The following is a 12,161-nucleotide window of genomic DNA, read 5'->3' on the forward strand; positions in this document are numbered from 1 at the left end:
CTCGCCAAACGTATCCACGCCTCCCTGTGCTGTCCGCTCGACGAGCACTCCTGTGGAAGAACGGCGCCCGTCCACAGCGGAGTAGCCTCACCGACATGGCCAACATCGTCACGCAGATCGCAGACAAGGTGCGCCCGATCGGCGTCTCCACGAACTACGGAGACCCGGTGGAGGTCGGCGACCAGACCCTCATCCCGGTGTCGCTCGGGTGGTTCGGCTTCGGGGGCGGCGGGGACGGCGACGACAACGGCGGCGGAGGCGGTGGCGGCGCGGCCGTGCCGATCGGCGCGTACGTCCGTCGACCGGGCAAGGACCTGGAGTTCGAGCCGAACCTGATCGCGCTCGTCGCCGTGAGCATCCCGCTGGTGTGGGTGACGGGCACCGTGCTCCGCAAGCTGATCCGCGTCCTCAAGAAGTAACGCGCGCCGCGCAGCGGTACACTGCTGGGACACACACGGGAGTCCGGGATCGCCGGGCTGAGAGGGAGCGAGTGGCGCTCCGACCGTCGAACCTGATCCGGGTCATGCCGGCGCAGGGAGGAGTACCAGCTGATGCCTTCGCGCACGCCGTCCACCGTCCGTACCGCTGCCACCGCGGCGGCTCCGTCGACGCCGACCCCGCGGCGCTCGCTGCGCTGGCGGGTCGTCGACATCGTCGTCGCGAGCGTCCTCGCCGTGGCCGTCGGTGTCGTGTTCAAGCTCTGGGAGTTCGGCTACGAGCCGCTCTCCGCCGCTGTGGCACTCCTGCTGCCCGGAACGCAGGCGCTCTTCGGTGGCGTGTGGCTGCTCGCCGGCCCGATCGTCGCGATCATCGTGCGGAAGCCGGGTGCTGCGCTCTTCGCCGAGATCGTCGCCGCCAGCGTCGAGGCGCTCTTCGGCACGCAGTGGGGATGGAGCACGCTCGAGGCCGGACTCGTGCAGGGCCTCGGCGCGGAGCTCGTGCTCGCGCTGTTCCTGTACCGCGTCTACCGGCTGCCGGTGGTCGTCCTCGCGGGTGCCGCCGCCGGACTGGCGATGGGGATCAACGACACGATCCTCTGGTACCCGGGCCTCGACGCCGCGTTCAAGACCGTCTACATCGTGTGCGGGACGATCTCCGGCGCGGTCATCGCGGGCGCGGGTTCGTGGCTGATCGTCCGCGCACTCGCCCGCACCGGCGTGCTGTCGTCGTTCGCCGCCGGCCGCGAGCACACGAAGCGGCGCTCCCGCCCCACCACGGCGGCGTGACCGTGCCGGGCGCGCAGCCGGCCCGGATCGAGTTCCGCGACTGGGGCTGGCGGTACGCCGAGCGGGACGACTGGGCGGTCCGCGGGGTCGACCTCGTCGTCGAGCCCGGCGAACGTGTCGCGGTCGTCGGTGCCTCCGGTGCGGGCAAGTCGACGCTCCTGCGTGCCGTCGCGGCCGTGCTGCCCGACGAGCCGGACCCGGACGACGACTCCGCGGCGGCCACGGAGGGCAGCGTGCTGGTCGACGGTGTGACACCGGGGGCCGTCCGCGGACGGGTCGGGCTCGTCATGCAGGATCCGGAGGCGCACACCGTGATGTCCCGCGTCGGGGACGACGTCGCGTTCGGGTGCGAGAACACCAGCGTCCCTCGGGGCGAGACCTGGGAGCGGGTCCGGTCGGCGCTCGACGTCGTCGGCCTCGACCTGGCGCTCGACCGGTCGACGACGATGCTGTCGGGTGGGCAGCGGCAGCGGTTGGCGCTCGCCGGGGTGCTCGCGATGCGCCCGGGAGCACTCGTGCTCGACGAACCCTGTGCGAACCTCGACCCGTCCGGTGTCCGACAGGTGCACGACGCCGTCCGGGCACTGCTCGACGAGACCGGCGCGACGATGCTCGTCGTGGAGCACCGGATCGGCACGTGGCTCGACCTGGTCGACCGGCTCGTGTTGCTCGAGCCAGGGGGTGGCGTGATCGCCGACGGCACGCCCGCTGACGTCCTGCGGTCCCACGGCGATGCCCTGACCGCTGCCGGCGTGTGGGTCCCCGGGGCCGAGCCCGAGCGCGGCTCCGCCCGCCCGCCCCGCCGCACGCCCCCACGAGCGGGCGAAATACCCGGGTCCGTCCCGGGGAGCACCCTGGCATTCCGCCCGCTCGACGGAGCGGGGACTCGCACGTCCCCACGAGCGGGCGAAATACCCGGGTCGAGTGCGGAACCCACCCCGGTATTCCGCCCGCTCGACGAGGGCGGGCGCGCGGCGGAGCACGCGGCGGGGCGCACGACGGAGCGCGCTGCGGAGCACGCGGCGGAGCGCGCGGCGGAGCAGAGCCTCCTCGTGGCGGAGGGGCTCGGGACCGCACGAGGCAGGCGCCAGCGCGTGGGGAGCGGCATCGACCTCGACGTCCGGGCGGGCCGGGTCATTGCGATCACAGGACCGAACGGCATCGGCAAGTCGACGCTCGGGCTCACCCTCGCAGGACTCCTCCGCCCCGCCGACGGCACGCTGCGGGCCACGACGACGCTCGCAGGCGACGTCGGCGCCGCCCCGCACGCATGGTCCAGCCGCGAGCTCGCCGTCCGGATCGGCACGGTCTTCCAGGACCCGGAGCACCAGTTCGTGGCCCGCACGGTCCGCGAGGAGGTCGCCGCCGGCCCGCGTGCCCTCGGCATCCCGGACACCGCGGAGCGTGTGGGTGAGCTGCTCGACGCCTTCGGCCTGGCGCACCTCGCGGACGCCAACCCGTTCACGCTCTCCGGCGGCGAACAGCGACGTCTCGCGATCGCCACCGTCGTGGCCACGCGGCCTCCGGTCGTCGTGCTCGACGAACCGACCTCGGGGCAGGACCGTGCGACGTGGCAGGCCGTGGTCGACCGGCTCGGAGCGCTCGCGGACGCCGGGACCGCGGTGGTCGCCGTGACGCACGACCGGGACCTGGTTCGCGCACTCGACGCCGACGAGGTGGTCCTCAGCGCGACGGGCGCGACACCCGCAGCCGAGACGCGCGCACCCGCAGCAGAGACGCGCGCAGCCGCGCCCACGAGCGCGACGAACGCGCCCACGGCGGTCACGACGTGACCACCTCGACGACGCAGCCCGCCCGGTCGTGGCGATCTGAGCCTCCCGTCCGCTCGGAACGTGGCATCCGCGCGGTCCAGCCGGTGGCCGCGCTCCTCGGTGTCATCGGACTCGGGATCTGCCTCGTGCTGAGCCTCGACGTCGTGTCGGCGGCGGTCGCCCTCGGACTGGAGCTCGCCCTCCTCCCGCTCCTGCGGATCCCGGTCAGGACCCTGCTGCTCCGGACCTCGCCCGTGCTGGTCGCCGTGCCGCTGACGGGCGTGAGCATCGCGTTGTACGGGAGGGCCTCCGGCCGGGAGTGGTTCGACCTCGGCTTCGCCCACGTCACCGACGGGTCGCTCGTGCTCGCCGTGGCGACGATGCTGCGCGTGCTCGCGGTCGGTCTGCCGAGCATCGTGTTGTTCATCAGGATGGACCCCACGGACCTGGCGGACGGGCTCGCGCAGATCCTGCGGCTGCCCGCGAGGTTCGTGCTCGGAGCGCTCGCGGCCATCCGGATGATGACCCTGCTCGGCGACGACTGGCGGCAGCTCGCGATGGCGAGACGTGCTCGCGGGCTCGCTGACACCGGACGGATCCGGCGTGGCGCGTCGATGGCGTTCGCGCTGCTCGTGCTCGCGCTCCGTCGGGCGACGACGCTCGCGGTGGCGATGGAGTCGCGCGGCTTCGGTGCGCCCGGGAGGCGCACCTGGGCCCGGCCGGCCCGCTTCGGGGCGCGGGAGTGGGCGATGGTCGCCGTGCTGGTCGGGATCGGGCTGGTCTCGATCGCGGTGTCGGTGGCCGTGGGGACGTGGCGTGTCTGAGGGGGCGCGTGGTGCAGCCGGTGCGTCCGTTTCCGGTGCGTCCGTTTCCGGTGCTTCCGGCTCCGGTGCTTCCGTCCCCGGCCTGGAGGCTCGGCTCGCCTCCGTCGCGTCCCTCGCCGACCGCGCACGGTCGGCTCCTCAGACGTCCGGCCGACGGTCCGTCGTCCTGGTCGACGGGCGCTCCGGGACCGGGAAGACCACGCTGGGGAACGCACTCGGGGAGTCGCTCGGGTGGCGGGTGGTCCACCTCGACGACGTCTACCCGGGGTGGAACGGACTCCGTGCCGCGTCGTCGGCCGTCGTGACGCAGGTCCTCGGCGAGGCATCCGGCTACCGGCGGTGGGACTGGGCCCGCTCTGCACCGGCCGGCTGGGTGTCGCTCGACCCCACGGCGCCGCTCGTCATCGAGGGCTGTGGTTCGCTGTCCCGAGCTTCGGCGCCACTCGCGACGTTGCGGGTCTGGATGGACGCGGACGACGACGTCCGGAAGCGGCGGGCACTCGACCGGGACGGGGACGTGTTCGCGGCGGAGTGGGAGCGGTGGGCGCGGCAGGAGGACGCGTTCATCGCGTCGGAGGACCCCGTCGCACTGGCGGACGTCGTCCTGCGGTCCTGAGGGCCGGCGACTCGCGGCTGGTGGCTCGCGGGGCTCGCGGCCGGAGACTCGCGGCTGGTGGCTCGCTACGCCCAGCCGAGTTCGTGGAGGCGCTCGTCGTCGATGCCGTACCAGTGGCCGATCTCGTGGACGAGCGTGGTGTGGACCTCGTCCCGGAGTTCCTCGATCGTGTCGCACTCGGCGAGGTGCTGCTTCCGGAACACCACGATGCGGTCGGGGAGTTCACCGAAGCCGTACTGCCCGCGTTCGGTCTGTGCGACGCCGTCGTAGATGCCGAAGAGCTCTGAGCCGTCCTCGGGCTCGTCCTCCACGACGAACACGACGTTGTCGAGGCCGTCGACCATCTCGTCGGGCAGCAGGTCGAGTTCGTCGGTCACGAGTGCCTCGAAGGCCTCGGCGGACATCTCCATCACGGGCCCGATCGTGGCACAGCCACCTGGACGCACGCGGGAACGACGAAGGCCCCGCTGACAGCGGGGCCTTCGATTTGTTCGGGGTGAGTAACGGGGCTCGAACCCGCGACCTCCTGGACCACAACCAAGCGCTCTACCAGCTGAGCTATACCCACCATGTGCACCGGTCAGGCCGGGCAACCACTCAATAGTAGTACATGCGAGCGGCCCCGCGGGACACTACTCGGCGGGCTGTGGGGCGAGCCGGGGCTCCCATGCGGCGACGACCTCCGCCGCGACGGCCCGGACGTCGTCCGTGCTCGGGCCGGGCTCGGCGACGAAGCCCGCGCGACGGTAGTACTCGAGCTCGCGGATCGACTCGAGGATGTCCGCGAGGGCCCGGTGTCCGCCGTGCTTCTCCGGGGCGTTGAAGTACACGCGCGGGAACCAGCGGCGGCAGAGTTCCTTGATGCTCGACACGTCGACGCTCCGGTAGTGCAGGTGCCCGTCGACGCGGGGCATGTACTTCGACAGGAACGAGCGGTCGGTGCCGATGGTGTTGCCGGCCAGGGGAGCGGTGCCCTCGGCGGGGACTTGGGCGAGGATGTACTCGAGCACCTGGTACTCGGCGTCCGCCAGGGAGACGCCGTTCGGGATCTCCTCGATGAGGCCGGACGTGGTGTGCATGTTCGTCACGAACTCGTTCATGTTGTCGAGCGCGGACTGGTCCGGCTTGATCACGATGTCGAAGCCGGGGTGCACGGGGTTCAGGTCGAAGTCGGTGATGACCACGGCCACCTCGACGAGTTCGTCGACCTCGAGATCGAGGCCCGTCATCTCGCAGTCGATCCAGACGAGGCGGTCATTCGCGGTTGCCATGCCCTCGATCCTATTCCCGGCACCGCGGTGCCCTGGACGGGACGGTCTGGAGGCCCGGTGCCGGTCCTCCGGGCGCCCGCCGCGCCTCCAGGCGGTCGCGTCCACTGCACGCTCATCCGCCGCCCACGCCGCCCCGCCCGCCGCAGGCGCCCCGGAACGCCGAGCGGGCGAAATACCCGGGCGGCCGCCGTGACGGGCCGAGGTATTTCGCCCGTTCGACGGAGCGCGCGCACCGGGCTCGGCCGGCGCCTGCGCGAGCGGGCGAAATACCCGGGCGACCGCCGAGGCGGACCCGGGTATTTCGCCCGCTCGACGGAGCGGGCGCACCTGGAGTGGCCCCGCCGCAGCGCCCGACCCCGACGCGCGGCCAGGCCCCGCCCGGCCCGCGCCCTACGCCATCTCGCCCGCGGCGATGGCCTCGGCCTCGACGGGCTCCGGCTCGGCACCGTCGTCGACCCGCCGCAGCACCCGAGCGGTGACCAGGGTGATCACGAACGCGACGGCCACCGACGTCCCCGCGAAGACGTACGCGGCGGACGGCGAGTACGCGTCGGCGAGCAGCGTCGCGACGGGCGGGGCGATCGCACCACCGATGAAGCGCACCGCGGAGTACGCACTCGAGGCGACCGAACGGGGGAGATCGGTGGCCTCCATCACGCACTCGGTGAGGACGGTGTTGAGCACGCCCAGCACGAGCCCGCCGATGACGACGCAGATGATGAGCCCGACCTGCGACCGCACGACGATAGCCGCCGCGAAGAGGTCGAGCGCGAGCAGCGGCAGGGCGATCCGCAGCACCGTCGTCCGACGGAGGCGGGCGGTGAGCATCGGGGCGACCCACACCGAGGTGATCGCCAGACCGACGCCCCAGCCGAAGAACGTGAACCCGATGCCGAGCGCCCCGAACCCGAGCGGGAACGGCGTGTAGGCGAGCAGGACGAAGAAGCCGATGTTGTAGAACAGTGCGGTCGCGGCGAGTGCTGCCAGCGCCGGACGACCCAGGGCACGGAAGGGTGCGGAGAGCTTCGTCGGGACGGGCTTCTCGAGCCCGGAGGACTTCAGCATCACGGCCACGGCGATGAAGGCGATCGCCATCAGCGTGGTGACGCCGAAGAACGGGCCGCGCCAGCTCACCGAGCCGAGGAGCCCACCGACGAGCGGGCCGATCGCGATGCCGAGGCCGAGCGCGGCTTCGTACAGGATGATCGCGGACGCCGTGCCACCCGATGCCGCTCCGACGATGGTCGCGAGCGCGGTCGAGATGAACAGTGCGTTGCCGAGCCCCCATCCCGCACGGAAGTCGATGATCGTCCACACGTTGTTCGACACGGCTGCGAGCACCGAGAACACCACGATGAGGGCGAGCCCGATCATCAGGGTGCGCTTGGCGCCGATCCGGCTGGAGACCCAGCTGGTGAAGAACATCGCGACGCCGGTGACCGCGAGGTAGCTCGTGAAGAGCAGCTCGGTCTGCGCGGGGGTCGCCTTGAGCGACGATGCGATGGCGGGGAGGATCGGGTCCACCAGGCCGATGCCCATGAAGGCGACGACACAGGCGAAGGCGATCGCCCAGACCGCCTTGGACTGTTTGAGGATGCTGCCGGACGACGCCGGTGCGTGCGCGTTCACGCGGTGATCTCCGTTCTGGTCCCCGTAGCGAGGGCCGATGCGATGAGGGCCGATGCCTCGTGCAGGATGTCCCACTGGTCGTCGTCGAGATCGGCGAACATCGGCCCGACCGTCCGGGTGAGCGTCGTGCGCCAGTCGGCGAGACGGACGCGACCCATGGTCGTGATCTCGATGAGCTGCCCGCGGGAGTCGTCGGGGTCGACGGTCCGCGAGATCAGGCCGTCGGCGAGCATGCCGGCGACGAGTCGGGTCATCGTGGGTTGGGAGACGCGGGACAGCTTCGCGAGTTCGCCGAGCCGGAGCGGCTGGTCGGACTCGAGGATGCCCAGCGTGCGCCAGACGGCCGACGACGTGGTGCTGCCGGCGGCCTGGGCGGCGACGCGGATCAGGCGGTTGACCGAGACGAGGAGCGTCTCGATCGTCTGCTCGCGCGTTGTTTCCATAGCTGAACTATATAGCGTTGCTATGCATCTTGCAACAGGGGTGCCCTGGTAGAAGTGATGGATGAGCGACATCACCATCGACGAAGGCAGCGAGTACACCGCGATCTTCCACCAGGGCCCCTTCGACGGGACCACGGACACCCGCACCGCGACGAGCGGCTCGGTGGACGACGAAGTGACGGTCTACGCGGACGTCGAGGGCCTCCAGACGGCCTTCACCTACCGGGCGACCGGCTCCCGCCACGTCCTCGACCAGATCTCCGTCGACTACACCTACGAGCCGGGCGAGTCCGACCCCGTTGACGACCTCGCCGACCGCGGCGACCGCAGCGGCGAGTTCGACCGGGAGTAGTCCGACCCGCTGCGACGTTGCACGATCACATGCAGCTCGATCTCTGGACCTCAGCCTTCTGCGCACCGTGCGCCGCCGCCCGCCGGTTGGCCGCCGACGCGGCACGGCTGGTCCCCGGGCTGACGGTGACCGAGCGCGACGTGGCTGCACACCCCGACGACGCTGAGGACCTCGGCATCCGTTCGACCCCGACGATCATCGTGCGGGGCCCGGACGGAGCCGAGGTCTTCCGTTCACCCGGGGTCCCCTCCAGGGACCAGCTGCTGGTCGCGGTCGCCAAGGCGGTCGCCTGACACCCGGACTGGAGGCTCGGCTCGGCTCGCGGACGCCGCCGGGCTCTCGGACGGGGTCACCTCGGACATCCGTGGTCGGGTCGTCTCTTCGGCCTGCGTCCGCTGGGAGCGCGGTGCCCCGACGACCGTCGGCTCCGGCGGACGGACAACACGCAGCGCGCGACGCGCGGCGCGTTTCGCGCTCCTGATCGGCACGCCGACGACGAGCGCCGCCGTGCCGATCGCCGACCGGTCCGCGCTGCCGAGGGCGTTCTTCCGCTCCCAGGCACGGCGGAGCGCCCCACCGCGACTGCGTCGGGCACTCGGCCGGTCCGGCAGGGTGCCGGCGTCCCGGCGCTGCATCAACGCCTCGGCCCGGATCGCCCAGTCGTCGTCCGTCGCCGGGTGGAAGTAGTTGTCCGTCATCCACGCCGGACGGATCGTGCCGAACCGACCGTCGACGAGGTCGCCCGCGTCACCCTCGAGGCCGCTGTCGACGAACACCTCGTTGATCAACGGCCGGGAGACGCCGAAGTCGGTCAGGGTGAGCGCCGGGATGCCCCGTGCTGCCGCCTCGAGCACGGCGGTGGAGCTGATCGTCACGAGCGCCACGGCCCGGTCGAGGTGCGCGGCCATCGGACCGGCCTCGACCACGAGGTTCGTCGGGGCGTCCGGTGGCAGCAGGTCCGCGTACGGGAAGGCCTCGCGGTGCGTCTGCTCTTCGCCGGCGACCGCTCGGGTCTTCACCACGACGCGCCACTCCGGGTGCTGGCGGGCGGTCTCCGCGAGCCACTGGACGACCTGCTCCCGTTCCTCACGGGTGGCGGGGACGCTCGGCTGTGCGGCGAACACGACGGAGTCCGGTGCCACGGTCCGACGTGCCACGACTCCGGTGCGGGCGAAGGGCAGGGTGGCCAGGGCGAAGTGCGGCTCGACACCGTTCTCCGTCGCGAGGGCGTCGTACTCGCGGACCTCGCGGTGGCTGTGCAGCACGAACAGGTCGGCGCGGGCTCGGGAGAACACGCCCTTCCACTTCGCGGGGAAGGAGATGCCCGGGAGCCCGGTCAGCAGGACGGGGCGCCGGGGGACCGCACGGTGGACCTCGTCGACGAGGAGTTCCGCGACCGGGCCGATCACCGAGACCAGGACCGCGTCGGGCTCGGAAAGCCGGACGTGGTCGACGACGGCGTCGACGTCCAGGGGTGCCGGGGGAGCCGATGTCAGGTGGGCCAACCGGCCGTCCAGTCCACGGAACGCCGAACGGAGCTGTGCCGGGCTCGCGGTCCGCGGGGTGTCCACCACGAGGAGCTCGAGCGACCAGTTCTCGGGAGCCGCCGCGAGCAGGTGGCTGCCCCACTTCGCGAACGAGTCGGTGTCCACGATCCCGACCACGTGCCTCCCGGCCGTGTCTCCTGACCCGCGCACGACGCTCGACGCTGGGGTCACGCGTCCACGCGGCGGAGCTTCGCGAGCGGGGCGAGCTCGCCGGGCATGACCCGCTTGACGCCGTCGCCGAGGGCGGTCTCGATGATGCGGACGTCGCGCGCGAGGGTCTGCAGGCCGTGCGGCTCGAGCGACGCGGCGTGGTCGGAGCCCCACATGGTGCGGTCGAGCGTGATGTGGCGCTCGACGGCGGTGGCGCCCAGGGCAACGGCCGCGATCGAGATCTGCAGGCCGGGCTCGTGTCCCGAGTACCCCACCGGGACACCGATGTAGCGCTGTGCGAGGGTGTCGATCATGCGGAGGTTCGCCTCCTCGGCGGGCAGCGGGTACGTCGAGGTCGCGTGCATGAGCACGAGCCGTTCGGTGCCGAGCGCCTCGACCGCGCGGTCGATCTGCTCCAGCGTCGACATCCCGGTCGACAGGATCACGGGCTTGCCGGTCGCTGCCACCGCGGCGAGCAGGCCGAGGTCGGTGACCGACGCGGAGGCGATCTTGTACGCCACGACGCCCAGGTCCTCGAGGAAGTCCACGCTCGGCTCGTCCCACGGCGACGCGAACCAGTCGAGGCCGCGCATCGTCGCGTGGTCCCCGATCTCGATGTACTGGTCGCGGTCGAACTCGACGCGGTAGCGGTACTCGAGGTAGGTCATCTCGCCCCACGGGGTGCTCCGCGGGGTGTGCTTCATGTGCTCGGGCGTGGAGATCTCCGGGGTTCGCTTCTGGAACTTCACGGCCTGCAGCCCCGCGTCGGCGGCGACGTCGACGAGCCGCTTCGCGATGTCCACGTCGCCGTTGTGGTTCAGGCCGATCTCGCCGATCAGGTAGGCGGGGTGGCCGGCGCCGATGGTCGAGGTGCCGATGCTGACGGTCATGGTGCTCCGTTCGTGGTGGTGGCTTCGTGTTCTTCGCGGGCAGTGCTGGCGTTGCGTGCGGTGCGGTCGAGCCGGGGTGCGAGGGCGTCGGCGAGCGCGAGGTCCAGCTCGTCGTCGATGTCGATCGCGCCTGCCGGATCGACCGGCACGATCTCGACCCGCCCGAAGAACCGGTGACGGTGCTGCCGGAACCCCTCGACGCGCATCGCGTAGAGGGCGCCGGTCTCGCGGTACTCGGGCGCCCGGTCCTGGCGGCGCGGGCGCGTTGCGGCATCGTGGTTCACCGCGACCGCACGCCCGTCGGGATCGGTGCGCCACAGGAACGCGTGCGACGGCGTCGCTGCGAACACCGAGTCCGCGTGGTCGTCCAGGATCCGTTCGACGGCGGCGTCGAGGTCGGCCGGGTCGATGAACGGTGACGTCGCCTGGACGAAGAGCAGGACCTCTGGGGTGTCGCCGACGGCCGCGAGCTCGTCGAGCGCGTGCAGCAGCGCGGACTCGGAGCTGGCGCCGTCGTCGGCGAGGGCGGCGGGGCGCCGGACGATGCGTGCACCGGCCGCCACGGCCTCGGCAGCGATCGCGTCCCCGTCCGTGGAGACCACCACGGCGTCCACCAGGTGTGCTCGCAATGCGGACTCGACGGCGCGACGGACGAGGGAGCGGCCGGCGACCGGGCGGAGGTTCTTCCCCGGGATGCCCTTGGAACCAGCACGCGCGGGGATGACCGCGACGACGCGCATGCTGCTGGCGCGCATGCTGCTGACGCGCGTGCCGCCTGCGCGCTCGGTGCTCATGTCGGCACGCTAGGGAGGCGGTGTTGCCGGGAGGCGAACGGCGGGGGAGCGTCCGGGGAACGGCGGATTGCTAGGGTCGACGGGTGCTCGGAGCCGATGACGTCCTCGATCCGCCGCCACGTCGAGTCCTCGTCGCCGGGGTGACCGGCGTCGGCAAGACGACCACGGCCGGTCGGATCAGCCGCCGGCTCGGAGTTCCGCACACCGAGATCGACGCCCTGTTCCACGGACCCGGCTGGGTGCCGCGTCCGACCTTCGAAGCGGACGTCGAGGCGTTCACCGCCGAACCCGCCTGGGTCACCGAGTGGCAGTACCACCAGGTGCGACCCCTCCTCGTCGAGCGTGCCGACACCATGGTCTGGCTCGACCTGCCCGTCCTCGTCGCGCTCTGGCGGCTCGTGCGTCGGACGGTCCGTCGACGGGCCCGGCGGATCGAGCTCTGGAACGGCAACGTCGAGCCGCCGCTGTGGACCGTCCTGGTGAACCGGGACCACATCATCCGGTGGGGGCTCCGGACCCGCAGGAAGATGCAGGCCCAGGTCCCACCACTCGAGGACACGGCACCCCATCTGCGCATCGTCCGACTCCGGTCGAAGGCCGAGGTCGACGCGTGGGTCCACCGGCTGCCCCGAGCCTCGGAATAGAAT

General features: G+C 71.9%; 15 protein-coding genes, 1 tRNA gene and 1 riboswitch. Of the genes, 8 read left to right on the forward strand and 8 right to left on the reverse strand.

The window, feature by feature from the left end:
* Positions 1 to 95 precede the first annotated feature (95 nt).
* The 5 genes from AAEP80_RS08570 (at position 96) to AAEP80_RS08590 (ending at position 4,438) form a co-directional block, all read left to right on the forward strand.
* Positions 96 to 419 (forward strand): hypothetical protein, encoded by a 324-nt coding sequence (locus AAEP80_RS08570; RefSeq protein ID WP_402729172.1) that lies wholly within the window; start codon positions 96 to 98, stop codon positions 417 to 419.
* A 25-nt stretch (positions 420 to 444) separates the two neighbouring features.
* Positions 445 to 556, forward strand: a riboswitch (TPP riboswitch).
* A complete protein-coding gene (locus AAEP80_RS08575) occupies positions 552 to 1,226 on the forward strand; it encodes an ECF transporter S component (protein ID WP_420366710.1) in 675 nt (224 codons plus the stop codon). It overlaps the preceding riboswitch by 5 nt.
* Positions 1,223 to 3,019 carry an ABC transporter ATP-binding protein gene (locus AAEP80_RS08580; RefSeq protein WP_420366711.1) on the forward strand — a complete coding sequence of 599 codons (1,797 nt, stop codon included), beginning with the start codon at positions 1,223 to 1,225 and terminating at the stop codon, positions 3,017 to 3,019. Before AAEP80_RS08575 ends, AAEP80_RS08580 begins: the two co-directional genes overlap by 4 nt.
* The gene (locus AAEP80_RS08585) at positions 3,016 to 3,822 is read left to right on the forward strand and encodes an energy-coupling factor transporter transmembrane component T family protein (RefSeq protein ID WP_420366712.1); all 807 of its coding nucleotides are present in this window, start codon (positions 3,016 to 3,018) and stop codon (positions 3,820 to 3,822) included. The genes AAEP80_RS08580 and AAEP80_RS08585 overlap by 4 nt, the downstream gene beginning before the upstream one ends.
* Positions 3,815 to 4,438, forward strand: coding sequence for an ATP-binding protein (locus tag AAEP80_RS08590; RefSeq protein ID WP_420366713.1), 624 nt, complete (start codon positions 3,815 to 3,817; stop codon positions 4,436 to 4,438). The genes AAEP80_RS08585 and AAEP80_RS08590 overlap by 8 nt, the downstream gene beginning before the upstream one ends.
* Positions 4,439 to 4,503: 65 nt before the next feature.
* Here AAEP80_RS08590 and AAEP80_RS08595 read toward each other — a convergent pair whose 3' ends face one another.
* The 5 genes from AAEP80_RS08595 to AAEP80_RS08615 all read right to left on the reverse strand — a co-directional run bounded on the left by AAEP80_RS08595 (position 4,504) and on the right by AAEP80_RS08615 (position 7,781).
* Positions 4,504 to 4,848, reverse strand: coding sequence for a metallopeptidase family protein (locus tag AAEP80_RS08595; protein WP_402729350.1), 345 nt, complete (start codon positions 4,846 to 4,848; stop codon positions 4,504 to 4,506).
* An 85-nt stretch (positions 4,849 to 4,933) separates the two neighbouring features.
* A tRNA-His gene (locus AAEP80_RS08600) sits at positions 4,934 to 5,006 on the reverse strand.
* 64 nt (positions 5,007 to 5,070) lie between these two features.
* Positions 5,071 to 5,709 carry an oligoribonuclease gene (orn, locus tag AAEP80_RS08605; RefSeq protein ID WP_420366714.1) on the reverse strand — a complete coding sequence of 213 codons (639 nt, stop codon included), beginning with the start codon at positions 5,707 to 5,709 and terminating at the stop codon, positions 5,071 to 5,073.
* Between the two features lie 390 nt (positions 5,710 to 6,099).
* Positions 6,100 to 7,338, reverse strand: a complete 1,239-nt coding sequence (locus tag AAEP80_RS08610) for an MFS transporter (protein WP_420366715.1) — start codon at positions 7,336 to 7,338, stop codon at positions 6,100 to 6,102.
* Positions 7,335 to 7,781: a MarR family winged helix-turn-helix transcriptional regulator gene (locus tag AAEP80_RS08615; protein ID WP_420366716.1), complete on the reverse strand. Its 447-nt coding sequence runs from the start codon at positions 7,779 to 7,781 to the stop codon at positions 7,335 to 7,337. Before AAEP80_RS08615 ends, AAEP80_RS08610 begins: the two co-directional genes overlap by 4 nt.
* Positions 7,782 to 7,842: 61 nt before the next feature.
* On the opposite strand from AAEP80_RS08615, the gene AAEP80_RS08620 reads away from it, so the two are divergent.
* Together AAEP80_RS08620 and AAEP80_RS08625 are read left to right on the forward strand one after the other, a co-directional pair.
* On the forward strand, positions 7,843 to 8,133 hold the full coding sequence (locus AAEP80_RS08620) for a hypothetical protein (RefSeq protein ID WP_281267309.1): 291 nt from the start codon (positions 7,843 to 7,845) through the stop codon (positions 8,131 to 8,133).
* A 29-nt stretch (positions 8,134 to 8,162) separates the two neighbouring features.
* Positions 8,163 to 8,426: a thioredoxin gene (locus tag AAEP80_RS08625; protein WP_420366717.1), complete on the forward strand. Its 264-nt coding sequence runs from the start codon at positions 8,163 to 8,165 to the stop codon at positions 8,424 to 8,426.
* On the opposite strand, the gene AAEP80_RS08630 is transcribed toward AAEP80_RS08625, so the two are convergent.
* Genes AAEP80_RS08630 through AAEP80_RS08640 form a run of 3 tightly spaced genes read right to left on the reverse strand, consistent with a single transcriptional unit; the run spans position 8,367 to position 11,514 of the window.
* On the reverse strand, positions 8,367 to 9,830 hold the full coding sequence (locus tag AAEP80_RS08630; RefSeq protein ID WP_420366718.1) for a DUF6716 putative glycosyltransferase: 1,464 nt from the start codon (positions 9,828 to 9,830) through the stop codon (positions 8,367 to 8,369). The genes AAEP80_RS08625 and AAEP80_RS08630 overlap by 60 nt on opposite strands.
* Before the next feature lie 17 nt (positions 9,831 to 9,847).
* Positions 9,848 to 10,720 (reverse strand): N-acetylneuraminate synthase family protein, encoded by an 873-nt coding sequence (locus tag AAEP80_RS08635; RefSeq protein ID WP_281267312.1) that lies wholly within the window; start codon positions 10,718 to 10,720, stop codon positions 9,848 to 9,850.
* A complete protein-coding gene (locus AAEP80_RS08640) occupies positions 10,717 to 11,514 on the reverse strand; it encodes a cytidylyltransferase domain-containing protein (protein ID WP_420366719.1) in 798 nt (265 codons plus the stop codon). The genes AAEP80_RS08635 and AAEP80_RS08640 overlap by 4 nt, the downstream gene beginning before the upstream one ends.
* A gap of 83 nt (positions 11,515 to 11,597) precedes the next feature.
* On the opposite strand from AAEP80_RS08640, the gene AAEP80_RS08645 reads away from it, so the two are divergent.
* Positions 11,598 to 12,158, forward strand: a complete 561-nt coding sequence (locus AAEP80_RS08645) for an AAA family ATPase (protein ID WP_420366720.1) — start codon at positions 11,598 to 11,600, stop codon at positions 12,156 to 12,158.
* Positions 12,159 to 12,161: the final 3 nt, after the last annotated feature.

Source organism: Curtobacterium sp. L3-7, from assembly GCF_048756585.1.
Taxonomy (GTDB): domain Bacteria; phylum Actinomycetota; class Actinomycetes; order Actinomycetales; family Microbacteriaceae; genus Curtobacterium.